The sequence below is a fragment of the Colwellia sp. 20A7 genome (assembly GCF_009832865.1).
Lineage (GTDB): Bacteria > Pseudomonadota > Gammaproteobacteria > Enterobacterales > Alteromonadaceae > Colwellia.
Genome location: NZ_CP047130.1, coordinates 951,112 through 976,818 on the forward strand (window position 1 = coordinate 951,112; position 25,707 = coordinate 976,818).

Below are 25,707 nucleotides of genomic sequence, written 5' to 3' on the forward strand. Positions count from 1 at the left end.
AATTATAAAATGAGAGAATAAAATATGACTACTGCACCACAAAAAAAAATAGCATTAAGCAAAATTTATACTAAAGATGTTTCTTGTGAATCCCCTAAAGGTGTAAAAATATTATTAGCACCGTTGAATAAGCCAACTGTAGTTGTAAACGTTGGTGGGAAAACAGAAAGAATTACCGAAACAGCATGGGAAGTTGAATTATCAATAACAGTGACATTAAAATCTGATGATAGTCCAATGTTTTTAGTTGAAATATATCAAGGAGGGTTATTTGAATGTCATGGTTTAAGTAATGAAGAGCTTCATCGAGTGTTAAATACAGATTGTATGGAAATTATATTTCCTTATGCTCGTGAAACGATTGATAGTTTAGCCGTTAAGTCAGGATTTCCACCTGTAGCACTCCAACCTGTTGATTTTTCTGCTATATACAATCAAGCCCTGAGCGAACGCGAACTTGAATCATAATGCTTAATATAACCGCTATAAAATTAAAGTTTGTATAGCATAGAGTCAATAATTATTCTGCTTTTATGCTTTATAAAATAACTTTAATTAATCATAATATGTTTATTAATGATAATACGCAGAAATTTTATGGTCATGTGAGTAACCGAGTACTTAAATGCTTACAAGTCATATAAATAGAGAAAATGACAATAGATAATATATCCCAAACAAACAATCTGCCTATACTTTATTCTCTTAGAAACTGTCCATATGCTATGCGAGCCAGAATAGCGGTTTTTAAATCGAAGCAGTCCATTGAGTTACGCGATATTGTGTTAAGTAATAAACCTGACGAAATGATACTTGCTTCACCTAAAGGGACTGTGCCCGTTTTGGTGTTGGATAAAAACGTAGCAACTGTGATAGATGAAAGTTTAGATATTATGTTATGGGCGTTGAAACAAAGTGATCCTGACGATCTCTTGCATAACCAACAAGCCAATGCCGATACAAATCCATTAGCTGATATGCTTAGTTTAATTGCTATTTTTGATCATCAATTTAAGACGAAGTTAGAAGCGTATCGATGTGCTAAACGGTATCACGAGGATAATATTACTGAATGTCGGTATGCCTGTGAAAAACACCTACAAATGATAGAGGAACGTTTAAATTGTCATACATTTATTATGTCTGATAAAGAAAGTTTAGTTGATATTGCTTTGCTACCTTTTATACGACAATTTGCCAGAGTTGAGCGCCAATGGTATTTACAAGCGCCTTATCCCAAAATTAGACAATGGCTTAATCGTTATTTACAAAGCCCGATGTTTTCAAAAGTTATGTTTAAGAACCCATTATGGTTAAACAGTCGTGAAGTTGTAGTTTTTGGTTAATATCATGATATTGGGGGCTCATTACTTGCGTTAGTCTTTTGATAACTGCTCCCATCATTTCCCCTGTTACCGTACTCGTCATTCCATAGATCAATTATTACGGAATCTCCTGGGGTTGGCTCTGTAGGTATGGGATCTTGAATCAAGTTCAAGAAACGACAGGAAATTCAGGGGGACTATTTATATATCTTATGGTGAATAGATATAATTTTTTTATTTAAACTTCACAAGCATTAAGATAGATTAACCTCAATTATAATAACATTAATTAGGGAACTCTATGAAACTAGCCTCATTAGCATTGCACCATGGTTATGATTCTGAAGCCACCACCAAGGCTGCAACAACACCTATTTACCAAACAACCTCTTACACTTTTGATAGCACGCAACACGGTGCTGATTTATTTGACTTAAAAGTGCCAGGTAATATTTATACGCGTATCATGAATCCAACGACCGACGTATTGGAACAACGTGTTTCACAAATGGAAGGCGGTATTGCGGGGTTAGCTGTTGCCTCGGGTATGTCGGCAATCACTTATGCCATTCAAGCTATTACATCTGCAGGCGATAATATTATCAGTACTAGTCAGCTTTATGGCGGCACTTATAATTTATTTGCGCATACCTTGCCAAGACAAGGCATAGAAGTAAAGTTTGCTTCAGGTGATGATTTAGCTTCATTCGATAAATTAATTGATGAGAATACTAAAGCCGTTTTTTGTGAATCTATTGGTAACCCAGCGGGTAATATTATAGATCTTGAAGGACTCGCTAAAATTGCACACAAACATGGCGTGCCGCTAATTGTTGATAATACCGTTGCAAGCCCTGCTTTGTGTCGTCCGTTTGAGCATGGTGCGGATATTGTTGTTCATTCATTAACTAAATATATTGGTGGTCACGGTACAACTATTGGCGGCATTATTGTTGACTCAGGAAAATTTGATTGGGTTGCAAACAAAAATAGATTTCCGATGTTAAATGAACCTGATCCTTCATATCATGATGTTATTTATACTGAAGCATTAGGCGCAGCAGCTTATATTGGTCGTTGTCGTGTGGTACCACTTAGAAATACAGGTGCTGCTTTATCACCACATAGTTCATTTTTGATCATGCAAGGCCTAGAAACCTTATGTTTGCGTATGGAGCGCCATTGTGAAAATGCGCTTAAGGTTGCTAAATACCTGAGCAACCATGAAAAAGTCAATTGGGTTAATTATGCGGCGTTACCTGAAAGTCCTTATAATGCACTTTGCCAAACTGTTACTAATGGTCAAGCGTCAGGTATCTTAAGTTTTGGTATTGAAGGTGGTAGTGAAGCAGGTGGACGATTTATAGATGCCCTTGATATGATTTTACGCTTGGTAAATATTGGTGATGCAAAATCACTTGCGTGTCACCCTGCATCAACAACGCATCGACAGTTAAATGCCAAAGAGCTTAAATCTGCGGGTGTCTCTGAAAATCTTGTTAGAATATCGGTGGGTATTGAACATATTGACGATATTATTGCCGATATTGAACAAGCGTTAGAAAAAGCTTAAGTAATGTAATCGAGCATATTGTATGAATGTGATGGCGCTTATGGGTTGATAGCCGTTATACTATAAGCACTTTCACTATTTTTTACAGCTCTGGGCAAATTAATGATAAATAATGACCTTCTTCGTCGTATCAGTACGATTTTAAACTTTAATGATGAAAAAATACTTGTCGTGTTTGCGCTAGGGGAATGTGTTATTACCCAAGAACAGTTAGCCGATTTTTTCAAAGAAAAAAATGACAGTGCTTATCAGATATTATCTGATAATGAATTAGCGAGCTTTTTGAATGGCTTAATCACTGAGAAAAGAGGTGCTAAGGATGACACGCCTCAACGTCAAGCTGAACAAGTATTAACGAATAATGCTATTTTTAATAAGTTAAAAATAGCATTTGGGCTTAAAGCTGATGATGTTACTAATATTCTTGAATTAGCTGGCTTAAGCTTAGGTAAATATGAGCTAAGTGCTTTTTTTAGAAATGTAAACCATAAGCACTACAGAGATTGCAGTGATGATGTACTTTCAACTTTTCTAAATGGGTTAAAAATACAAGCACAACAATAGTTTGCTAACCTCTCTTTTATAAGCGGCTTTACGTTGTAGTCGCTTTATTTATTATAACTAACGTTTTTACTCTTCTGGACCTACATGTCATTTTCAACACTTGGATTATCTGAACCCATTTTAAAAGCAGTTGCTGATTTAGCTTATACAGAGCCTACTGCTATTCAAAAGCAAGCAATACCTGTTGTATTGTCCGGTAAAGATCTTATTGCTGGTGCGCAAACAGGTACAGGTAAAACTGCGAGCTTTGTTTTGCCTCTTTTAGAGCAGTTACATACAAAAAAAGTAAATACAGATCGTAAGTTACGTGGTAAACGTATACGTGCGCTTATATTGGTGCCTACACGTGAATTAGCGGTGCAAGTTGAGTCAAGTATTAGTTCATACAGCAAATATTTAACCTTAAGCTCTATGGCTATGTATGGTGGTGTTGATGCAGAGCCACACAAGCAAAGACTAATATGGGGAGTTGATATTATTGTTGCAACACCCGGCAGGTTATTAGACATGGCACATCAGCGTGCTTTACATTTTGATGAACTTGAAATGTTAGTATTAGATGAAGCTGATAGAATGCTTGATATGGGTTTTATTGATGACATCAATAAAATCATTGAACGCTTGCCTACACAACGTCAAAATTTATTGTTTTCTGCTACTATTTCAGATGATGTGCGTGCCCTAGCTAAAAGAACCATTAATCGTCCGGTAGAAATATCTCTTGCTCAAAATAATGCTTCAAAGCCTAAAATTGAACAATGGTTAGTTACTACCGACAAAGGTAATAAATCCGCATTATTAAGTCATTTAATAAAAGATTTACAATGGCAGCAGGCGCTTATTTTTATTGAAACAAAACATGGTGCAGCTAAATTAGTAAGTCAGTTAGAAAAGCGTGACATAAAAGCAGAAGCTATTCATAGTGGAAGAACGCAAGCCGTTCGTGAACAAGTATGGAACGACTTTAAATCAGGGAAAATTCAATATTTGGTTGCAACCGGTATTGCTGCACGTGGTCTTGATATTGGCGCACTTGAACGCGTAGTTAATTATGATCTACCTGATAATGTTGATGATTATATTCACAGAATAGGCAGAACAGGTCGAGCTGGAGCGTCTGGAGAAGCGGTATCCTTTGTTTCAAAGGATAACTTTAGAAATTTATGTGCTATTGAAAGCAGGTTAGGACATGTGATTAACCGAAAAGAATTTGAAGGCTTTGATGTGAAAAAAGTCGTTCCGGTGTCTATTTTGAATTATATACCTAAAAGTAAGCGGAGCTAAGCATAAACGTACCTAAGTATAAATGCTCCTAAATAAGGTACTCAATAAAGATTTTCAATAAGTTAACGTAACGAATAAGTGGCCCTAAAACTCATTTGAATAAGGGAATTGTATGAACAAATCATTCAATAATAAACGATTGTCAATTATATTAGCCGTATTGGTTTTATTGCTTACACTTGTGATTACGCTTTATTCTCATGAACCCAAGGTCCCTGACTTTAACGAATACGCCGCAGGTACAGAAAGAAAATCAGCGTTTTTTAATTACTTTATTCCATTGATTAATGAAAAGAACGCCAAGATAAAAAACAAGAGAAAACAGTTACTTTTATGGTCAGAAAATAGAAATAATATTAGCTGGTGGGATAAACGTAAGGTTGCTAATTTAGCTATTCAATATAGAGTAACGGACGTCACTATTGACGATGATATTTTTTGGCAAAAACTACTTAAGCGTGTTGATGTATTACCGCCATCACTTGTATTAGCACAAGCTGCTAATGAAAGTGCTTGGGGAACTTCAAGGTTCGCTCAACTCGGTAATAATTATTTTGGTCAATGGTGCTTTGAAAAAGGTTGTGGTCTTGTGCCTAATAAAAGAGATTCAGGTAAGGCCCATGAAGTTGTTGTTTTTGACTCACCTGAACAGTCACTTGAAAGCTATATGAAAAATTTAAATAGCCATCCTGCTTATCAGTCATTACGAAATATTCGGGCACAACAAAGAGCTGACAAACAGCCGATAACAGGGCTTGTTTTAGCGGAAGGTTTAAGTCGTTACTCTGAGCGCGGTATGGAATATATAACAGAGCTACGTGCAATGATTAAATTTAATAAACTTACTCAATATGATCAAAGCCAAGATATTCAGTAACATTTAAGCAATATTCTTCTCGGGTTATGTATGGGCTAACAAAGATGGTTCATGCTAAACTATTTCACCGAATTTGGTTTAATGATCAAATTAAATGTTTTAACGCACTTTTTAAATAAAAGTTTTAATACACACTTTACTATAGAAACAATACTATGATTATGTCGCTCATACGCTGGCCAATTGGTCGCCTTATTTTATTACTAAACTTTATTTTTTCACCAAAATCACCAAAAAGAACCGTTGAAGAACAGAAAAAAGTTGATGAGAATACTAAAAATTTAAGTTTGTACCAACTACCTAGTTGTCCTTTTTGTGTAAAAGTACGCCGTACAATTAAGCGTGAAGGTTTAAACATAGAATTGCGTAATATTAACCAAAAAAATGATTACCGTGAAGAGCTTATTCGTGAGGGGGGCAAGCGTACTGTGCCTTGTTTACGTATTGAAAAAAACAATGGTGAAGTACAGTGGCTTTATGAATCAAGTGATGTCATTACGCATTTACAACAGTTAGTAAAAACAGCATAGTTTTTCTTTTAATAATAATATCTCTCAGTTTAAGCAGTAAATGATTGTTTAAAAAATTTAGTCAGTAATCGAGATAATTGAAATTATTTCCGCTGTATCAGTGTCTACTATTTCATGTGCTTTAATATGAACCATTAGATACTGATATGCTGATTAATATCCCGACAAAAAACACCCTAAAAGATTGCAACGTTACCGATGAATCGGTATATCTTGAACGTCGAAGTTTATTGAAAAAAATGGGGTTCCTAGGCGCGAGTGCAGTAATGAGTTCTGCCATTACCTCTAAAGCTCAAGCTGGCTTTTTTTCAGACGATGAAAAAGAGAGCGTGAGCTTTCAAACCAAAGCGCTCAATTTCAGTAAAGACTCAACAAATGAGCACCTACTTAGAACGCCTGAAAACAAGGTGATTTCACATAATAATTTTTATGAATTTGGCGCTCAAAAGGATCAACCTTTAGCGCTGTCACAAGGCTTTGATGTTGACCCTTGGCAGTTAAAAATATCAGGCGAATGTGATAATCCAATAACGCTTGATTATAACAACTTAACTAACATGTTTAATTTAGAAGAGCGTATTTACCGTTTGCGTTGTGTTGAAGCCTGGTCAATGGTTATTCCTTGGATTGGTTTTTCTTTAGCTGATTTACTTAAAAAAGTAGCGCCTAATTCTCGTGCTAAGTATGTGGCTTTTGAAACCTTGTATGATCCTAAACAGATGCCAGGGCAAGCCGACAGACGTTTAGGTGGTGGTCTTATTTTCCCTTATGTAGAAGCTTTACGTATAGATGAAGCTATGAATCCATTAACGTTAATGAGCGTAGGCTTATATGGTAAAACACTGCCTCCGCAAAATGGCGCACCTATTCGTTTGGTTGTTCCGTGGAAGTACGGGTTTAAAAGTATTAAATCAATTGTTGGCATTAAATTACTTGAGCATAAGCCACTAACCACATGGAATAAATTGGTACCAAAAGAATATGGTTTTTACGCTAATGTTAACCCTAATCATGATCACCCAAGGTGGAGCCAAGCGAGTGAACGTAGTATAACAACGGGAGGACTTTTTTCGCGTAATCGAGTTGCAACACTACCTTTTAATGGTTATGGCGAAGAAGTTGCTGATCTTTATAAAGGTATGGATTTATCAAAAAACTTTTAATGTATATGATTACTTTCTACAAACATAAGCTGTCTAGATAATATGAAAAATAATACTAAAGTGTTTTTATTAAAAGTACTTATTCACTTAGGTGCTTTGATACCATTAGTTAATTTATATTTCTTAGCTTTTAATGATGAATTAGGTGCAGATCCAGTTGAAAGTGTTATTCATTTTACCGGTATAGGTGCGTTTAATTTATTGTTACTAACGTTAAGTGTTACGCCAATCGCTCAAATAACTAAACAAGGCTATTTGTTTAACGTTAGACGCTTACTCGGACTTTATGCTTATACTTATGCTTTATTTCACTTAGTTAACTTTTTATCTTTTGAAATACAATTTGATGGCGCATTATTTATTAGTGAGGTATGGAAACGTCCATATATTACCATTGGTATGGTGGCTTTCTTTTTATTAACAGCGTTAAGTATTACTTCTATAAATAAGTTAAAACGTAAAATGGGTAAATCATGGCAAAGTCTTCATAATGTTAGTTATATCATTATTCTACTGGTCTCAATCCATTTTTATTGGTCAGTTAAGTCAGAATTAACATCGCCTTTGTTCTATTTCGCGATAGCAATCATGTTACTGTTATTTAGATATAAAAAAATTAAGCGGCTACTTTTATCTAAGTTTAACTAAGTTTAACTAAGTTTAACCAAGTTTATCAACTTCGGCTTTACCTAGGTTTTATTGATCCATTTAAATATTGATTCATTAAATATTAAGAATGCTCCTCAGTAAACTATCTCAATTTTTATACCATTGGTCGTAATTCTGTCTCAAACACGCTACTTACAGCGCTAAGGGCTTGTCGTTACTGGTCAAACATAATATTCTTTTTAGGTCTAAACTATTCTATTTATCCGATCTCGGGTTATTTTATATCAAAGCTAAAATAATCTGCTTATATTTTTTAGCTAGGAAAAACCCACTGATACAACTGAATAGCCATGAAAAATAATAATAGCTGTTATTTACCTAAAGGAATAAACATGAAAAAAATACCTTTTAAGCTGAGTTTAGCTTTGACCGCAGTGTCACTTACATTGACTGCGTGTTCACCCAACGAAAAACAAGATGATAAAGTCACGATAAATAAAAATCCATTCCCAAGCACTTATAAAGTATTACCACAACAAAACACCTTATTTACTAATGCCACTGTATTAAACGGAATTGGCGAGCGTATGGATAATGCAGATGTTCTTATTATTGATGGTAAAATTAAACAAGTTGGTGTTGATTTAACGGCAACAAATGTAGAGGTTATTGACGCACAAGGTAAATGGATAACGCCTGGTATTATTGATGTACATTCTCATCTCGGTGTATACCCAAGTCCTAGTGTTGAATCACATTCTGATGGCAATGAAATGACCTCGCCCAATACCTCTGAGGTATGGGCTGAGCATAGTGTTTGGCCACAAGACCCTGGTTTTGAAGCTGCGAGAGAAGGCGGAATAACGACTTTGCAGATTTTACCTGGTTCAGCCAATTTATTTGGTGGCCGTGGTGTGACTTTACGAAACGTTCCTGGCCATACTATGCAAGCGATGAAGTTTGCTGATGCGCCTTACGGTTTGAAAATGGCGTGTGGAGAAAATCCTAAGCGTGTTTATGGTAGCAGAAAACAAATGCCTTCAACGCGTATGGGGAATGTTGCTGGCTATCGAGCAGCTTGGGCTGAAGCAACTGAATATAAAGGCGCATGGGCTAAATATAATAGTGATTATGATGCGGGGAAAAATCCTGAAGCGCCAAAAAGAAATCTAGAGTTAGATACATTAATGGGTGTGCTTGACGGTGAAATTATTGTACATAACCATTGTTATAAAGCGGAAGAAATGGCAGTAATGATGGATATAGGCAAAGAGTTTAACTATGACTCGGGTACTTTTCATCATGCTGTAGAAGCTTACAAAATTGCCGACGAATTAGCTGCAAATGGAAACTGTGTTGCCATGTGGCCTGACTGGTGGGGCTTTAAAATGGAAGCCTATGACATGGTTGATGAAAACGTAGCTATTGTTGATTCTGTGAAAAACTCATGTGCTATTGTTCATTCTGATTCCGAGACCACAATACAACGATTGAACCAAGAGGCTGGTAAGGTGTTATATCGTGCTATTGATAACGGTTTTAATCTAAAAGAAGAAGATGCGATTAAATGGATTACAGCTAATGCAGCAAAATCATTAGGCATTAGCGATAAAACAGGTAGCTTGGAAGTTGGCAAAAATGCAGATGTAGTTTTATGGAATGTTAATCCCTTTAGTGTTTATGCGCGTGCTGAACAAGTTTTTGTTGATGGCGCAAAAGTATACGATCGTTTTGATGAAAAATATCAAGCGAAAAGTGATTTTCTTTTAGGGCAAGAGTAGGGAATAACTAATGAATAATATTCAAACAAAAAAACGAACATTTACTTTAAGCTCTTTAGTAACAGCATCTCTTACCGTATTAGCGTTAACGAGTACTGCAGTAAACGCTAAAATAACGGCTATTACTAATGCCACAGTTCATACGGTTGCTAGCCAAGGAGTTTTAGAGCAAGCCACTGTTATTATTGATGAAGGAATTATTACTCAAGTTTATGCGAATGAGAATACGCCTGAAGACATTGAAGCCGATGAAGTCATTGACGCCAAGGGAAGAATATTAACCCCAGGCTTTATTGGAACCATGAACTCTTTAGGCTTAGTTGAAGTTGGCGCCGTATCAAGAACGCGTGATGGTAGGGATGAAAAGGCAGATATAACATTTGACGCTAGCTTAGCATTCAACCCTAAATCAACTTCAATTTCTTATACCCGTAAAGGTGGGATCACGAGTAATATATCGGCACCCGATGGCGGAGAAGGTCTGTTTGCAGGCCAAACATTTGCTGCTGACTTATCCGGTGATTTTTCGAGTATTATTGAAAAACAAAATGCAGTTATCATTTATTTAGGATCAGAAAGTAAAGGCTCTAGAGCGCAAAAGTTACAAGCGCTAGATTATAAGTTTGACGATGCTAAAAAAGCGTTAGCCACACAAAAAAATCAAACAGCGAAAGACAAAAAAGAGGCTAAAGAGCCAAGCCGAGATGAGTTAGTCGTTAATGCTTTATTAGCAGGAGATAAGCCCTTATTAGCTTATGCTGACAGAGCGACCGATTTACTTGCTCTACTTGCCCTGAAGAAAAAATATGGTCTTGATTTAGTACTTGTTAGTGCGAGTGATGCTGTACTTGTTGCCACAGAAATAGCAACCGCGGAAGTACCTGTTATTTTAAGCTCAATTGATAACCTCCCAAGTAGCTTTGATTCACTGCATGCTTCTTTAGCTAATATAGGTATATTAGCTAAAGCCGGAGTTAAAGTTATTTTAGCGCCCAAAGGTGAAAGCTACAATATAAATCAATTACGCTTTGATGCGGGTATTGCCGTTGCAAATGGTTTATCAAAAGCTGATGCCATTTCCTCGCTTACTGCTAACGTAGCTGATGTATTTAAACTTAACTCAGGTCGTATTGCTGTAGGTAAAAATGCTGATTTAGTTTTATGGAGCGGTGATCCCTTAGAATTAAGCACTAAAGTAGATGTAATGTGGATTAACGGTAAACAAGTTTCTACCAAATCACGTCAAGATGCCTTGCGTGATCGCTATACAGCCAAAAGCAACATGCCTAGAGCGTATACTAAGTAACCTGATCATTTTTAAACTACGATAAAATGCCAGTTTTAGATGCTTGCAAACATTATGATTCAGGCATCGCTATCTGTTTATTATTTAATAAGCAGATAGCGTGATGAATCTTCCTGTATTTTTTATCTATTCTGACGGTTCAATAGCTACCTCTGTTTTACCCATTAATTACTAGCATGGTGTAACCCAACATATCAAAGCAGTTAATTGATTAAGTAAAGCGAACTTAATTAACAGCAAACTAGATTCAATGGAAAAAATTAAAAAAAACAAATGACAACGCTGTCATTTAAGGGTAGGATGATTGCAAATAAAAATTTAATCAAAGTAGTTTATAGTTCTTAAGATAAGAAAAATTGGATAATTTAAATTAATTGATTGAATAACTGAGAAAAATTGAGGTTAGTATGCTCACAAGTTATGACAATAACAAAGCACTATTTTTAGGAATAGATGGTGGTGGAAGTAAGTGTAAAGCCATTGTTATGAATGACCAAAATGAAATTCTCGGCACGGGGATTTCTGGTCCTGGTAATCCTTTGCATGGAATAGAGCAAGCAACGGATTCAATTACAGAATCAGCGCTATTAGCATTAAAAGATGCAGGATTAGCACATATAAGGTTAAGTGAACTCTACGCTGGTGTTGGTTTAGCAGGAGTTAACTTACCGGTGCAGTTTAAACAAATACAAGAATGGAAGAACCCATTTAAAGGCTTATTTTTGGCACATGATTTACTTATTGCTTGTTTAGGGGCTCACCATAGTAACAATGGTGCAGTCATTATTTCAGGTACAGGATCTTGTGGCTTCTCATGTGTTGATGAACAAGAAGTTATCATTGGTGGGCATGGTTTTCCTCAAGGTGATATTGGCAGTGGTGCTTGGTTTGGTTTACAAGCAGTGAAGCAAGTATTGCTTTCTCTTGATGGAATTGCTGAAGATTCATTAATGAATGAAGTGTTATTAACAAAATTAGACTGTATTGATGCTACATCGGTGGTTGAAAAAGTAGCGGGAAAAACAGCAACTTATTTTGCTCAACTAGCAAATTTAGTGTTTGATGCCGCAGAGCAGGGCGATAACATTGCTATTGCTATTGTCACTGAAGGTGCCGAATACATTAATAATGTTGCTCGTGTGTTATTAACTAAAATGCCCGCGCGTATATCAATGCTCGGCGGTTTAACAACACGGTTGAAACCTTGGCTTGATCAACAGTTGCAAGAAAAACTAGCTGAGCCGTTAAGCCCTCCTGAGGTTGGGGCTGTATTGTTCGCTCGTCAAGAGCTGGCAATACAACAACGTCTAAGTGTAGTTCAAAGCGCATAGTTTAGTAGGCAGCGGTTAGATAATTGCTAGAAACGAGTCGATAACTAGCATAGCCACACTAGAAATATTTAAGGATTAGCATTACATGACACAACTTAGATTCCACGCCAAACGTTTATTTGATGGTCAACAATTTATTGATGATCAAGTATTAACCATTACTGATGGTGTTATTAGCGCGATAGATCAAAATATCAATGATGTAGACGTTGAAGCATCAGATTTAGTTGTGCCAGGGTTTATTGATTTACAAGTTAATGGTGGCGGTGGCGCTTTATTTAATGATTCACCTTCAGTGGATAAACTTGAAATAATTATGTCTGCCCATGCAAAGTTTGGCACCACAGCGATGATGCCGACATTAATCACCGACAAAGTAGAAGTAATGGTGCAAGCAGCTGATGCTATATCAGAAGCAATAGCCAAGAAAATACCCGGCATAGTGGGCATTCACTTCGAAGGGCCTCATTTATCTTTAGCCAAAAAAGGCACTCACAGTGGCGACCTTATTCGTCCAATTTCTTATGCTGAATGGCAAATATTATCACGTAAAGACATGGGACAAGTGATGGTTACTTTAGCACCAGAGACTGTTTCTGCAAAAGATGTAGCACGTATGGTTGAGCTAGGTATTAAGGTTTGTTTAGGGCATACCAATGCAGATTTTTGTACAGCCCAAAAAGCGGTTGATGCTGGCGCTACTGGCTTTACCCATTTGTATAATGCAATGTCACCATTACAAGGCCGAGAGCCGGGTGTCGTAGGCTGTGCGCTGTTAAATGATAATACTCAATGCGGTTTGATTGTAGATGGTCATCATGTTGATTATGCAAGTTGTAAGTTAGCTATTAAAACTAAGCCTGCAGGGGGAATATTTTTAGTCACAGATGCAATGCCACCTGTTGGAACCAATATGACAGAGTTTCCTTTATATGACAGAACTGTTTATGTAGATAATGGCAAGTTAACGTCAACCACTGGTGAATTAGCGGGTTCATCATTAGATATGGCTACAGCAGTAAAGAATACACACTTAGGTTTGAATATTCCATTAGGTGAGTCAATACGCATGGCAAGCTTATATCCTGCTCAATACTTATATGCAAATCAAAAGATGATTCGTGGGGAATTAAAAGTAGGTATGCAGGCTGACATGGTTGTTTTGAAAGAAGACTTTACTGTGTTATCTACTTGGATTGCGGGAGAAAAAATTTAATAAATAGAAATAAAAATTTATTTGAGTAGTAAATAAAAATAATTAAAAAGTTAACGTTATTTTAACGGCTAACATACTAAAAGAAGAGGAAGTTAGAGAAATGTCATTACCTATAACTGAACAAGAGCAATCCAATAACTTAAAGAGTAATGCACTACCTATGGCAATAGTTGCAGGACTATTCTTTATTTTAGGTTTTGCCACTTGGTTAAATGGCTCGTTAATGCCTTACCTTAAACAAATATTACAGCTATCACCTTTCCAAGCATCTTTGATCTTATTCTCTTTTTATATAGCGGTGACTTTTACTGCACTACCGTCTGCTGCAATTATTCGTAAAGTTGGCTATAAAAATGGTATGGCATTAGGAATGGTGACTATGATGACAGCAGGTTTGTTATTTATTCCTGCAGCTAAAACACAAATTTTCGCGCTATTTCTTTTAGCACAATTAGTCATGGGGGCAGGTCAAACGTTATTACAAACAGCTGTTAACCCTTACGTCGTTCGCCTTGGCCCTGAAGAATCAGCGGCAGCACGTATTTCTGTTATGGGTATTTTAAATAAGGGTGCTGGCGTTGTTGCTCCTATTGTATTTACTGCACTAATTTTAAGTGGCTTTGGCGATACAGCTAATACAGAGCTAACAGCAATAGAAATTGACGGTATGGCTGACGCGTTAGTTATGCCTTATTTAGGTATGGCTCTATTTATAGGTTTATTAGGATTTGCAGTTAAAAAATCACCTCTACCCGAGTTAGAAAGAGAAGCGAATGAAGGAGATAGTAAAGGTCAATTAAAAGAAGCACTTTCTCATCCTAACTTAGCGCTAGGTGTATTAGCATTATTTTTCTATGTGGCCGTAGAGGTGATCGCTGGAGATACCATTGGTACGTTCGCATTATCTTTAGGTGTCAAAAATTACAGTGTGATGACTTCATATACTATGGGCTGCATGGTTATTGGCTACATTTTAGGTATTATTTTAATTCCTCGCTTTATTTCACAACAAACGGCGCTAACCATTTCAGCACTCTTTGGTGTGCTATTAAGTTTAGGTGTTGTTTTTGGTGATAATAACTCGTTTGTAATCGCTAATGGGCTTTCATTTATCTTAGGTGAAGCACAATTCCCAGATACGCTGATCTTGATTGCATTTCTTGGCCTAGCTAACGCTATTGTATGGCCGGCAGTATTTCCTCTTGCTCTATCTGGTATGGGCAAGCTAACGAGTATTGGTTCAGCATTATTAGTTATGGGTATTTCAGGTGGAGCATTTGGTCCTTTATTCTGGGGACTGGCAAGCGGCACTTCTATGGGGCAACAAGGCGGGTATATTGTTATGTTACCTTGTTATTTATTTATTCTATTTTATGCCGTAAAAGGCTGCAAAATGAAAAGTTGGAAGTAGTTAGATAAACAATTACGACTGACGAAAGAATTCAAATATTGGTGTTTCCTTCTAGCCAGTATTTGTAAAAATCTCTGCGGTCAAAATCAATAATAACCATTATTTATTTTGAAAGTTGAGGGTGCGTTAAACGGTCATTTGATCGACCCTGAGCCTTTATGGTTCAGGGTTTTTTTATGCCTACAGTAAATAACTTTACTAATAAGTTATTCGTGTATAATCTATAACCATATTTATTACTAAGATGTTAATACTATGTCAGAGCTACAACGTAGAGTAACCATTATTTATTATCAAGACAATGGTTTAGAGCTACACCATACGATCGAAACCTTTGACCAAAACCTGTCAGGTAGGGTTATTATTCCTAAAGAGTTTAAAAAAGGTAAGTCTATTATTGCTGTTTGTGATGGGGAAGTAGAAATACTTAATAAGATTGGGGATCGTATATTATCGGTAAACTACACTACTTCAATGTAACGTAATTTTAAATCATTGTAAGAAGAGAATGTATAAATCACATGATTGTGAAGTATGGAAAGCTACAAATATTGTATTCTCCTAATCTACATTCTCTTACCTTACAATATTACTAATCTTTACTCTCTAATTGCTTATTTGTATATTCTAATTTTTTATAATCTTTGCCAGCAGCATCGGCAAGTTCAGTTGGCATATAGTTTTCATCGTGTTTAGCTAAAACTTCACTTGCTTCAATATGTAACTCTCCATTAGCACCTAATACAAGCGCACCGTTAGCAACAATTCCTTGCCCTTCACGGAATAAGTCAGGCAAAATTCCTTCGTAATAAACAGAAACCATTAAATCATTTTCATCAAAAGTAATTGGCATTTTCATATCAGAAAGCTTAAAGGTAACTTTTAGATTATCAGGATCACGTTTTACTGAACCAGGTACAACCAAGCCACCAATACGAATTCGTTGACCAATTTCAGGTGTAGTACCAGATCCCTCTTTACCCTGAGTTATTTCTGATGGCGTATAAAATAAATCGATATTTTGGCTTAAAGCATAAAGTACCAGCCCTGTGACAAATGAAATACCGATTAAAATTGAAGCAACTATCGTTAAACGTTTCTTACGGCGCGGATGCATTATATAACCTCTTTAGGTATGTTGGTTTGAGTCTTATTACGTTGTGCACGTAATTCGCGTAATTTATTTTCTCTTTGCTGGCGTATCGCAATGTTTTTAATAACTTGTTTATGACCATAAATGGAATTATAAATCAGCGCCAAAATTAGCACTGCTGATATACCAAAAGATAACCACACATAAAAACCATAGCCACCCATCTCTAAAAAAGCACTAAAACTGTCAAATTGCATTATTTATTCTCCAAAGCGTTATTGGAAAGGCTCTCTTCTAAAGCTAATGCTTTTACCCAAGGCCTTATACTATTGCGAATTAAAATTTCACTTCGAAAACGTATACAAACAATTGTCGCTACTAATAAAGCAAAACCTAAAAAGCAGAATACAAAAGGCCAAAGCATTTCAACTGACATTGATGGTTTGCCCAAATTGCTGACTGTTGAGCCTTGATGTAAAGTATTCCACCATTCAACTGAATATTTTATAATAGGTAAGTTAATTACACCTACTAGTGTTAAAATTCCAGCGGCTTTACCTGCTAGTGCTTTGTCTTCAAAAGCATTGTGAAGTGCGATAACCCCTAAATATAAAAACAACAAAATAAGCTCAGAGGTTAATCGAGCATCCCATATCCACCAAGTTCCCCACATAGGTTTACCCCAAGCAGAACCTGTAATTAAAGCTATAGCAGTGAATATAGCGCCAACAGGGGCCATTGCAGCAGCAGATGCATCGGCCAATTTAAATTGCCATACTAAAGAAGTGAAAGCCGCAATGGCCATACCTAAATAAATCCCCATAGACAACGAAGCAGCAGGTACATGTATATAAAAAATACGAAAGCTATCACCTTGCTGATAATCAGCAGGCGCAAAAGCTAATGCCCAAGTAAGGCCAATAGATAAAAACAATATTGTTAATGCGCTAAACCAAGGAATAACTCTTCCAGTTAAGTGATAACTCACTTCTGGGTTAGCGTAGGGATGTAACCATTTCCACATAAGTATGCTCTTCTCTTTTACTAAAACTATTATATTTATTTACTATTATGAAAAAGCATCTGGTAATTAGGACAAATACCGTTATCCTGAATTTGAGTCAGGAACTTAATCAGTCAAGCTTATGTTAATTAGTACTTACTTTTAATGCAGCGCTAACTGCAAAGGGTGCCAGTGTTAGCGAACCAAAAAATAGTGCCGCAATTATAGCAAGTTGTCCGCTGTAAGGTAAGCCAAGGGCTGCTGTATCAATAGCGCTGGTAGCGAATATTAAAACAGGAATATACAAAGGAAGCACTAGTAAGCTTAGCAGTACACCTCCTTTTTTAATTCCTACCGTTAAGGCAACACCTATTGCGCCAAGTAAACTTAATACCGGTGTTCCTAATAATAACGTTAACATTAAAGCGCCATAACTTTGCTCATTTAAATGTAAAAGTACAGCGAGTAAAGGTGCGATTAAAATAAGCGGAAGCCCTGTTATTAGCCAGTGAGCAACAATTTTTGCAAGTACTAACACAAAGATAGGTTGAGGGCTCAACAACATTTGTTCTAGCGAACCATCATCATAATCTGACTTAAATAATCTATCGAGCGATAGTAACGTTGATAATAGTGCTGCTACCCAGATAATGCCGGGCGCTATACGACTTAAGGTTTCTGCTTCTGGTCCAATACCTAACGGAAATAAGGTGATCACAATTACAAAAAACAAAAGAGGGTTAACAATGTCATCTTTATGGCGCATTGCAATGGTTAAATCACGCTTAAGTACTAGTGAAAAAACAGCACGATATGACAAGTTAGCTATAGTCATGTAGTTCTCTATTTTTATTTTGGTCTATTTTACCTTTATTAAAGTACATTTATAATTACTCAACTATATAGTCTAAGGTTATTTTTTTTATTTTGGACTGCTCGAATGTCAGTAAATCCTGATGCGTCGTTAAAACAATACAACCACCTTGATTAATATGAGCTTTAAATAATTGTTCTAAATCGTACACACCTTGTTTATCTATAGCAGTGAAAGGCTCATCTAATATCCAAATACGAGCAGTTGATTGATATAAACGTGCTAATGATATTCGTCGATGTTGCCCTGCACTTAAATGAGAAGCTAAACTGTCTTCAAATCCTGTTAAACTTACTTTCGCCAATGTTTGCTTTATTGATGCAACATCATTTTGTAAACCATGTAGATTAAGATTAAATGCTAAGTTTTCTTGTGCGTTCATTTCACCTTTTACGCCCGGTAAATGTCCTAGGTAAAGTAATGCTTGATGGAACTCTTCGCGTGATTGATTTATCCGTTTATTGTTAAAATAAATATCGCCTTCGTAAGGCTGAGACAAGCCAGCTAAAATACGAAGTAAGCTTGTTTTTCCTGAGCCATTAGGCCCTTCAACTTGTACTATGTCACCCGCGTTTATTTTAATATCTAGTTGATCAAACAATAAGCGATCTTCGCGAATACAAGTTAAACTTATCGCGCTAAGTAAAGGGGCATCGCTGGCGTTGATGTGATTTTCTGACAAAGTAGAAGCTTCTCTGTTAGTTAATAAATTAATATCTTAATTTAGCAATTTACATTACAACTAAATTAAACTGATGTTTGTCAGTTCATTTTGAATTAGATTATATTATGTCCATAGGGCATATCATAACATAGCAATAGTTAGAATTAGCAAACATAGTTACTTGATAATTTGTAACATTAAGAAACAATTATCAAATGATTTTGAGTAAAGCATTTGATCTTTTCATCGATAAAAGTGTGCTAGAATTGCGCAACTATTATGAGTTAGTACTTTTTTGTTATTTATGCTTGAGCACAAATAAAAATAATTATGTGTATACGGAGAAATAAATGAATCCCCAAATTTTACCTGAGCTGATGCCTGAATTAGGTCATATCGCTTTGGTTATAGCCTTTGCTTTTTCATTATGCTTGAGTATTATTCCAATGATTGGTGTATACAGTACTCAACATAAATTAATGAACTACGCTAAACCACTTGCCTTTGGTATGTTTGTTTTTACCGCAATTAGTATCGTGATTTTAGCTTATAGTTTTGTCGTTGATGACTTTTCTATTAAATATATTGCAAACCACTCAAATACGCATTTACCTTATTATTTTAAAATAAGTGCTGTTTGGGGCGGACACGAAGGCTCATTACTCCTTTGGGTTTTTTCTTTAACTGCATGGACTATGGCGGTTGCTCAATTTTCAAAAAATGTAGAACAAGAATTTATTGCCCGTGTGCTTTCTATTATGGGGATGGTTTCTGTTGGATTTATTGCCTTTACATTATTAACTTCAAACCCTTTCGAACGTCTTTGGCCGAATGTCCCGCTTGAAGGGCGTGATTTAAATCCATTACTACAAGATGTTGGTTTAATTATTCATCCACCATTATTGTACTTAGGTTATGTTGGATTCGCTGTCGCTTTTGCTTTTGCCGTAGCTGCGCTAATGTCAGGTAAAATGGATGCTGCTTGGGCTCGTTGGTCACGTCCTTGGACTATTGGTGCCTGGGTGTTTTTAACATTAGGTATTGCATTAGGTAGTTGGTGGGCATATTACGAACTTGGCTGGGGTGGTTGGTGGTTTTGGGATCCTGTTGAAAATGCTTCTTTCATGCCATGGTTAGTCGGCACGGCGTTAATTCATTCTTTATCTGTCACTGAAAAACGGGGTACATTTAAAAACTGGACAATCTTACTTGCTATTTTTACTTTTAGCTTAAGTCTATTGGGTACCTTTTTAGTACGTTCTGGTGTTATAACCTCAGTACATTCTTTTGCTGCGGATCCATCTCGTGGCGTGTTTATTTTAGTATTATTAGCGATTGCTGTTGGTGGCTCATTAACCTTATATGCATTTAGAGCAAGCAATGTTGCAAGCTTCAGCCGTTTTGCACTTTATTCACGTGAAACCGCATTACTGTTATGTAACATTATTTTAGTTGTTGCTGCTACAACGGTATTACTTGGTACACTTTATCCTCTCTTAGTTGATGCTTTAGGTTATGGAAAAATATCTGTAGGACCTCCATATTTCAATGCCGTCTTTGTTCCTATTATGAGCATATTATTTGTCATTATGGGGATTGGCCCCCTAATTCGCTGGAAGAAAGCCAAAAAAGGTGAGTTACGTAAGCAGCTAATTAAGCCATCGGTATTTAGTATCGCATTTGGTTTGTTATTCCCTGTTATTTATGGCGGTGAATTTGATGTACTCGTTGCTATGGGCATGACATTAGCTGCATGGGTATTTCTTGTGGTAGTTAAAGACTTAATTAATCAATATAAACTTAGAGCAAAGTTAAGTTTGGGACAATGGGGCATGACAGTCGCACATGCTGGTATTGCGGTAACTATTGTTGGTGTTACTTTAGTGTCAAGTTATGAAAGTGAAACCAATGTTAAAATGCACCTACATGAAAAAGTAGAAATAGCCGGTTATAACATTGAGTTTAATGGTATTAAGCACGTAGAAGGACCAAATTACATTGCTGAACAAGGTCAAATTAATGTTTACAATGGTGATGATTTCGTCGCTTTATTGAAACCAGAACGTAGAACTTATCGTGTACAAACGATGGGGATGACTGAGGCTGGTATTGATGGTGGTTTATTTAGAGACATTTATGTTGCTTTAGGCGACCCTCTCGAGGGTAACGCATGGGCTATCCGAGTTCATTATAAACCCTTCGTTCGTTGGATTTGGTTAGGCGCTATATTTATGGCGATTGGCGGTATTTTAGCTATGATGGATAAACGCTATAGAGTGAAAAGTCAGGTAAGAAAAAATGCTCTGAATAATAGTCGTGACAACCAAGAAAATATAGCAACGAACGCAAAACCTAGTATTAAAGCTGCATCGGAGAGTGCTTAAATGAATAAAGTTATCCGTTTTCTACCGCTGATATTAGTGATTGCGTTAGGTGTTGTACTTTATCGAGGTTTATCCTTAAATCCTGCTGAAATGCCATCAGCTTTGGTTGGTAATCCTATGCCTGACTTTGTATTACCTACCTTGTCTAATCCTAACGGCACAGTTACTAAAGCAGACTTAAAAGGTGATATTGTTTTATTAAATGTTTGGGCAACTTGGTGCCCAACCTGTAAGTATGAACATCCTTACTTATTTGAGCTTTCTAAAGACCCGCAATTAAAGCTTTATGGTATAAATTATAAAGATGAATTATTAGCGGCTAATGAATGGTTAACACATTACGAAGATCCTTATGTGTTTTCTATTTTTGATAAAGATGGATTACTTGGCGTAAAATTAGGTGTTTTTGGCGCACCAGAAACTTTTGTGATTGATCATCATGGCATTATTCGTAAGCGTTTTGCTGGTGCTTTAGACCTTCGTGTATGGCGCAAAGAATTTGAACCATTAATCAAACAAATTATTGCTGAAAAGCAAGAGGGTAAATAATTATGTTTAGTCGATTTTTATTTATTCTTGCCATATTAGCTACCAGTACCTTTATGGTTAGTACTGTGAATGCTGCGCCGGTAGAAACTTTTCAATTTCAAGATGAAGTGACTAAGGTTCGTTTTCAAGCGTTAAGTAGGGAGTTACGCTGTCCTAAGTGTCAAAATCAAAACCTAGCCGACTCTAACTCTACTGTTGCTTCTGCAATGCGACTAGAGCTTTATAACCTGCTTATTGAAGGTAAGGCGGATATTGAGATTGTTAACATAATGGTTAGTAGTTACGGAGAGTTTGTCTTATATCGACCTCGCGTAACAAGCCTTACCTATATACTTTGGTTTGGTCCTATACTACTCATTCTAATCGGTATTATCGTTGTTATTATTATTGTGAGAAAAAAACCTGTGGCAAAAGAAAGTTTAGCACTAGATAACAATCAACAAGAACAATTAAAACAGTTATTACAGCGTGATAGTAATGTGACAGCCTCTAGTGAAGCTACACCTAACGCAACTAAACAAGAGAAAGAGTAGTCAACCGTTATGGAAATAGTATTAATAGCCTTTATCTTTATTGCCTTACTTTTATTAATTGTTTGGTTGCCGTTTTTTAAAAAGACAAAAGAAAATAATCAAAGTACACAAGGTTTACGTGATGAAACTAACGTTGTGCTTTATAAAGAACATAAAACTGAAATTGAAAAAGATTATAGCGATGGCGCTATTGATGAAGAAAGTTACCAGTACTTGTTAGCTGAGCTAGATAAAGGCTTACTGCAAGATATTACTACCACAGAGACAAAACAACATGAGGTGAGAAGCACTAATAATTTTAGCGTTTTATGGCCAATATCTTTGTCTTTATTTGTTATTGCTTTCTCTGTTGCTCTTTATTTAAAACAAGGCACTTTAGACGCAATAATTGCCACACCAATGGCTTCAAACGCTAATCAGCAAGGACCACAGTCCACTGAAGAACAGCAGGAAGAAATGTTGGCGTATATAAAAAGTTTACAGCAACAAATAGACACTAATTCAGATGATAGCAAGGCTTGGTATAGTTTAGGACAGGCTTTTGTTGGTGTAGGCGAGTTTGATCTTGCTATACATGCATTCGAAGAGGTTGTTCGAATTGAAGGTGAACATGCGGATTTATTTGGAGCAATTGCTCAGGCAACATATTATCGCAACAATCAGCAAATCGACGGGCAGGTACAAACCTTAATTGATAAAGCTTTAGCGTTAGATATTAATGATCCATCAACCAATATTTTATTAGGTATGCATAACTTTATTTCGCAAGAATATTCTACAGCGATTGAATATTGGCAACGTATTATTGATGACAATAGACAAAGTGTGAATGTTGAAGCATTAAAAGAAGCGGTGAATGAAGCAAAAAAACGTCTTGGCATGGAGCCAAGTCAAGCACCATCAACAGCCTCTGCTGAAGGTCCACAACTAAATCTTAGTGTGAGTTTATCTGACGAAATAATGGCAGAGTTAGCGCAAGATGAAGATAAGGTTGTTTTCGTTTATGCAATTCCAACCGACGGTCAACGTATGCCATTAGCGGCAGTAAAATTAATGGCTAGCGATTTACCTAAAGTAGTGGTGTTAAATAATAGTACTGCAATGTCACCACAGAGTAATTTAAGTAGTGTGAGTGCCGTGAATATATTCGCTATTGTTTCTAAAGATGGTGGAGCAGGTATTAAGCCAGGCGACTTTAAAGCAGAAGTTAACAATATATCTGTTGATAAAACAGAGACTATTCATATTGTTATTGATAGTCTTGTTGAATAGCAAAACTAAATAAGACTAAAATGAAATCACGCTTTACAGCTAATAACAATAACGTTGGCGATAATAATGCCAATAGTAAAAAAGTTTTTAAAACAGGAGTTTTACTAACTAATTTAGGATCACCAGCTGCACCAACTACGGGTGCAGTGCGTAAATATTTACGTGAATTTCTGTCTGATCCCAGAGTTGTTGAAATTCCGCGTCTTATTTGGTTGATAATACTGCATGGTATTATCTTACGTATACGTCCCCAAAAATCTGCAAAGCTCTATCAAACTGTATGGACAGAGCAGGGCGCACCTTTACTTGTTATTAGCAGAGCTCAGCAACAAAAAGTAGCGGCACAACTACAACAAAAGTACGGACAGGATGTCATTGTTGATATTGCTATGCGTTATGGTGAGCCTTCAATACCTAGCGTATTACAAAAATTTCAACAAGCAGGCGTAGATAATATTGTTGTGTTACCGCTTTATCCACAATATGCAGGGCCCACTACCGCCTCTACTTTTGATGCGGTTAGCAAAGAGCTAAAAAAATGGCGTTATATACCTAATATCAGCTTTATTAATAGTTATCATAATAATAAATCTTATATTAATGCACTAGCTAATACGGTAATAGAGCACTTAAATGAACATGGTACACCCGATAAACTAGTACTTTCTTATCACGGAATGCCTGAGTTATTTTATCAATGGGGAGACCCTTATTATGATTTTTGTAAAATAACAACAGACCTACTAAAGAAAGAATTATTAAGTCGCTCAGACAGTAACTTATTAAGTGAAAAATTACACTTAACAGATGATTTTTTCGTGATGACTTTTCAATCACGTTTTGGTAAAGCACAATGGTTACAGCCTTATACCGATGAGACACTTGAAAGTTTAGCGAAAGCAGGGCATAAACATATTGCAATTATAAGTCCTGCATTTAGCGCTGATTGTTTAGAAACACTAGAAGAGCTTGAGCATGAAAATCGAGACATTTTTATTGAGGCTGGTGGTGAAGAATATCATTATATAGCGGCGCTAAATGATCGAGATGACCATATTCAAGCTATTGTAAATATTTTAGCACCAAAGCTTAATGCTATAAAGTGATCTAACTTGAATGATTAGTTAGTCTAAATTTCAAGACTAATAGCTCTAAATAGCCTCATGTAATAGAGTGCAACAGTCTTAATAGAATACTTTAAACGTAATTGAGTAATTGACACTGTATAAAAAATCAGTAAAATGTCTGTATGAGAAAAATAATTCATATAGACATGGACTGTTTCTATGCAGCCGTAGAGATGCGAGACTTCCCTGAATACCGTGATATACCTTTAGCGGTTGGTGGTGACGGACCTCGCAGCGTTCTTTGTACTTGTAACTATCAAGCGCGAAAATTTGGCGTACGTTCTGCTATGCCAGCAAGTAAAGCGAAATTACTCTGTCCTGAATTAACCATTGTGCATGGACGCATGTCGGTTTATAAAGAAATTTCTGAACACATAAGAGAGATTTTTTCTCGTTATACTCACCTTATTGAACCCTTATCGCTTGATGAAGCCTTTCTTGATGTAACTGACTCAGTACAATGTCATGGCAGTGCAACGCTTATTGCGGAAAAAATTCGCAGTGATATATATAATGAGCTAAACCTTACTGCCTCGGCAGGTGTAGCGCCAAATAAGTTTATTGCAAAAATAGCCAGTGATGAAAATAAGCCTAATGGGCAATGTGTTGTCACACCTGATAACGTTAATAGCTTTGTAGAGCAACTATCTCTGAAAAAAATACCAGGGATAGGACCTAAAACATTTCAAAAATTACAATCTTTTGGTTTTACTACTTGTGCAGACGTTAGAGCATCTTCCATTGCGAACCTCACCACTATAGTCGGTAAATTTGCGACTAGTTTGTATCAAAAATCCCACGGTATCGACAATAGAGAACTAGAGGTGAGCAGACAACGTAAATCGTTGGCGATAGAAACAACTTTAATGGCGGATGTTTATAGTGAAACGGAATGCTTAATAGTTATTGAAAAGCTATATCCTCAATTAGTCGAGCGGTTAGCAAAAGTTGAGGGTAGGCAAATTGTTCGCCAAGGTATTAAATTAAAATTCAATGACTTTAATCAAACTACGGTCGAGCAGCAAAGTTTAGCTGCAGAAGAGAATGTTTTTCATCGTTTATTACCTAAAGCCCATGAACGCGCAAAAGGGCGAGGTATTCGCTTAGTCGGTTTAACATTAGGCTTTTCAGAGCCGATAATTGAAAACAATGCTCAAAGTAAACAACTATCTCTTCTATAAAAATCACAATTCATCAAACAAATAACGTTGCATTGTAGTCTAGTTTATTGGTTTGAT

Annotated in this window: 26 protein-coding genes; 21 read left to right on the plus strand and 5 right to left on the minus strand. The window is 36.3% G+C overall.

The window, feature by feature from the left end; all coding sequences use genetic code 11:
* Positions 1–24: 24 nt before the first annotated feature.
* The 15 genes from secB to GQS55_RS04145 all read left to right on the plus strand — a co-directional run bounded on the left by secB (position 25) and on the right by GQS55_RS04145 (position 15,450).
* Complete coding sequence (gene secB / locus GQS55_RS04075) at positions 25–468, plus strand: protein-export chaperone SecB (RefSeq protein WP_159818212.1); 444 nt, start codon at positions 25–27, stop codon at positions 466–468.
* 185 nt (positions 469–653) lie between these two features.
* Positions 654–1,346 carry a glutathione S-transferase gene (locus tag GQS55_RS04080; RefSeq protein WP_159818214.1) on the plus strand — a complete coding sequence of 231 codons (693 nt, stop codon included), beginning with the start codon at positions 654–656 and terminating at the stop codon, positions 1,344–1,346.
* A gap of 280 nt (positions 1,347–1,626) precedes the next feature.
* Positions 1,627–2,898 (plus strand): O-acetylhomoserine aminocarboxypropyltransferase/cysteine synthase family protein, encoded by a 1,272-nt coding sequence (locus tag GQS55_RS04085; RefSeq protein ID WP_159818216.1) that lies wholly within the window; start codon positions 1,627–1,629, stop codon positions 2,896–2,898.
* 102 nt (positions 2,899–3,000) lie between these two features.
* A complete protein-coding gene (locus tag GQS55_RS04090; protein ID WP_159818218.1) occupies positions 3,001–3,462 on the plus strand; it encodes a DUF1456 family protein in 462 nt (153 codons plus the stop codon).
* Between the two features lie 84 nt (positions 3,463–3,546).
* Positions 3,547–4,746 carry a DEAD/DEAH box helicase gene (locus tag GQS55_RS04095; protein WP_159818220.1) on the plus strand — a complete coding sequence of 400 codons (1,200 nt, stop codon included), beginning with the start codon at positions 3,547–3,549 and terminating at the stop codon, positions 4,744–4,746.
* A gap of 112 nt (positions 4,747–4,858) precedes the next feature.
* Positions 4,859–5,623, plus strand: coding sequence for a glucosaminidase domain-containing protein (locus tag GQS55_RS04100; RefSeq protein WP_159818222.1), 765 nt, complete (start codon positions 4,859–4,861; stop codon positions 5,621–5,623).
* A 161-nt stretch (positions 5,624–5,784) separates the two neighbouring features.
* Positions 5,785–6,153 (plus strand): glutaredoxin family protein, encoded by a 369-nt coding sequence (locus GQS55_RS04105; protein WP_159822533.1) that lies wholly within the window; start codon positions 5,785–5,787, stop codon positions 6,151–6,153.
* A 146-nt stretch (positions 6,154–6,299) separates the two neighbouring features.
* Positions 6,300–7,316, plus strand: coding sequence for a protein-methionine-sulfoxide reductase catalytic subunit MsrP (msrP, locus tag GQS55_RS04110; RefSeq protein ID WP_159818224.1), 1,017 nt, complete (start codon positions 6,300–6,302; stop codon positions 7,314–7,316).
* 42 nt (positions 7,317–7,358) lie between these two features.
* On the plus strand, positions 7,359–7,964 hold the full coding sequence (gene msrQ / locus GQS55_RS04115) for a protein-methionine-sulfoxide reductase heme-binding subunit MsrQ (protein ID WP_159818226.1): 606 nt from the start codon (positions 7,359–7,361) through the stop codon (positions 7,962–7,964).
* 353 nt (positions 7,965–8,317) lie between these two features.
* Complete coding sequence (locus tag GQS55_RS04120; RefSeq protein ID WP_159818228.1) at positions 8,318–9,706, plus strand: amidohydrolase; 1,389 nt, start codon at positions 8,318–8,320, stop codon at positions 9,704–9,706.
* A gap of 10 nt (positions 9,707–9,716) precedes the next feature.
* Positions 9,717–11,012 carry an amidohydrolase family protein gene (locus GQS55_RS04125; protein WP_159818230.1) on the plus strand — a complete coding sequence of 432 codons (1,296 nt, stop codon included), beginning with the start codon at positions 9,717–9,719 and terminating at the stop codon, positions 11,010–11,012.
* Between the two features lie 407 nt (positions 11,013–11,419).
* The gene (nagK, locus tag GQS55_RS04130; RefSeq protein ID WP_159818232.1) at positions 11,420–12,343 is read left to right on the plus strand and encodes an N-acetylglucosamine kinase; all 924 of its coding nucleotides are present in this window, start codon (positions 11,420–11,422) and stop codon (positions 12,341–12,343) included.
* Between the two features lie 85 nt (positions 12,344–12,428).
* Positions 12,429–13,559 carry an N-acetylglucosamine-6-phosphate deacetylase gene (gene nagA / locus GQS55_RS04135; protein ID WP_159818234.1) on the plus strand — a complete coding sequence of 377 codons (1,131 nt, stop codon included), beginning with the start codon at positions 12,429–12,431 and terminating at the stop codon, positions 13,557–13,559.
* A gap of 100 nt (positions 13,560–13,659) precedes the next feature.
* Positions 13,660–14,970 (plus strand): N-acetylglucosamine MFS transporter NagP, encoded by a 1,311-nt coding sequence (gene nagP, locus GQS55_RS04140; protein ID WP_159818237.1) that lies wholly within the window; start codon positions 13,660–13,662, stop codon positions 14,968–14,970.
* A 255-nt stretch (positions 14,971–15,225) separates the two neighbouring features.
* Positions 15,226–15,450: a TIGR02922 family protein gene (locus tag GQS55_RS04145; protein ID WP_159818239.1), complete on the plus strand. Its 225-nt coding sequence runs from the start codon at positions 15,226–15,228 to the stop codon at positions 15,448–15,450.
* Between the two features lie 112 nt (positions 15,451–15,562).
* Here the strand turns inward: GQS55_RS04145 and ccmE are convergent, their stop codons facing one another.
* The 5 genes from ccmE to ccmA all read right to left on the minus strand — a co-directional run bounded on the left by ccmE (position 15,563) and on the right by ccmA (position 18,622).
* Entirely contained in the window at positions 15,563–16,087 is a 525-nt protein-coding gene (ccmE, locus tag GQS55_RS04150) for a cytochrome c maturation protein CcmE (RefSeq protein ID WP_159818241.1), read from the minus strand.
* Positions 16,087–16,320: a heme exporter protein CcmD gene (gene ccmD, locus GQS55_RS04155; protein ID WP_159818243.1), complete on the minus strand. Its 234-nt coding sequence runs from the start codon at positions 16,318–16,320 to the stop codon at positions 16,087–16,089. The genes ccmE and ccmD overlap by 1 nt, the downstream gene beginning before the upstream one ends.
* The gene (locus GQS55_RS04160; RefSeq protein WP_268892442.1) at positions 16,320–17,093 is read right to left on the minus strand and encodes a heme ABC transporter permease; all 774 of its coding nucleotides are present in this window, start codon (positions 17,091–17,093) and stop codon (positions 16,320–16,322) included. Before GQS55_RS04160 ends, ccmD begins: the two co-directional genes overlap by 1 nt.
* A 118-nt stretch (positions 17,094–17,211) precedes the next feature.
* A complete protein-coding gene (ccmB, locus tag GQS55_RS04165) occupies positions 17,212–17,901 on the minus strand; it encodes a heme exporter protein CcmB (RefSeq protein ID WP_159818247.1) in 690 nt (229 codons plus the stop codon).
* A 55-nt stretch (positions 17,902–17,956) separates the two neighbouring features.
* Positions 17,957–18,622, minus strand: coding sequence for a cytochrome c biogenesis heme-transporting ATPase CcmA (gene ccmA / locus GQS55_RS04170; protein ID WP_236559757.1), 666 nt, complete (start codon positions 18,620–18,622; stop codon positions 17,957–17,959).
* 356 nt (positions 18,623–18,978) lie between these two features.
* Here ccmA and GQS55_RS04175 point away from each other — a divergent pair, with 356 nt between their 5' ends.
* The 6 genes from GQS55_RS04175 (at position 18,979) to dinB (ending at position 25,650) form a co-directional block, all read left to right on the plus strand.
* Positions 18,979–20,988 carry a heme lyase CcmF/NrfE family subunit gene (locus GQS55_RS04175; protein WP_201294637.1) on the plus strand — a complete coding sequence of 670 codons (2,010 nt, stop codon included), beginning with the start codon at positions 18,979–18,981 and terminating at the stop codon, positions 20,986–20,988.
* Positions 20,989–21,537 carry a DsbE family thiol:disulfide interchange protein gene (locus GQS55_RS04180; RefSeq protein WP_159818251.1) on the plus strand — a complete coding sequence of 183 codons (549 nt, stop codon included), beginning with the start codon at positions 20,989–20,991 and terminating at the stop codon, positions 21,535–21,537. It begins immediately after the preceding gene.
* A gap of 2 nt (positions 21,538–21,539) precedes the next feature.
* Positions 21,540–22,070 carry a cytochrome c-type biogenesis protein gene (locus tag GQS55_RS04185; RefSeq protein ID WP_236559758.1) on the plus strand — a complete coding sequence of 177 codons (531 nt, stop codon included), beginning with the start codon at positions 21,540–21,542 and terminating at the stop codon, positions 22,068–22,070.
* Between the two features lie 9 nt (positions 22,071–22,079).
* Entirely contained in the window at positions 22,080–23,342 is a 1,263-nt protein-coding gene (ccmI, locus tag GQS55_RS04190; protein ID WP_159818253.1) for a c-type cytochrome biogenesis protein CcmI, read from the plus strand.
* A gap of 20 nt (positions 23,343–23,362) precedes the next feature.
* Positions 23,363–24,448, plus strand: coding sequence for a ferrochelatase (gene hemH, locus GQS55_RS04195; protein WP_159818255.1), 1,086 nt, complete (start codon positions 23,363–23,365; stop codon positions 24,446–24,448).
* A gap of 143 nt (positions 24,449–24,591) precedes the next feature.
* Positions 24,592–25,650, plus strand: a complete 1,059-nt coding sequence (gene dinB, locus GQS55_RS04200) for a DNA polymerase IV (RefSeq protein ID WP_159818258.1) — start codon at positions 24,592–24,594, stop codon at positions 25,648–25,650.
* Positions 25,651–25,707: the final 57 nt, after the last annotated feature.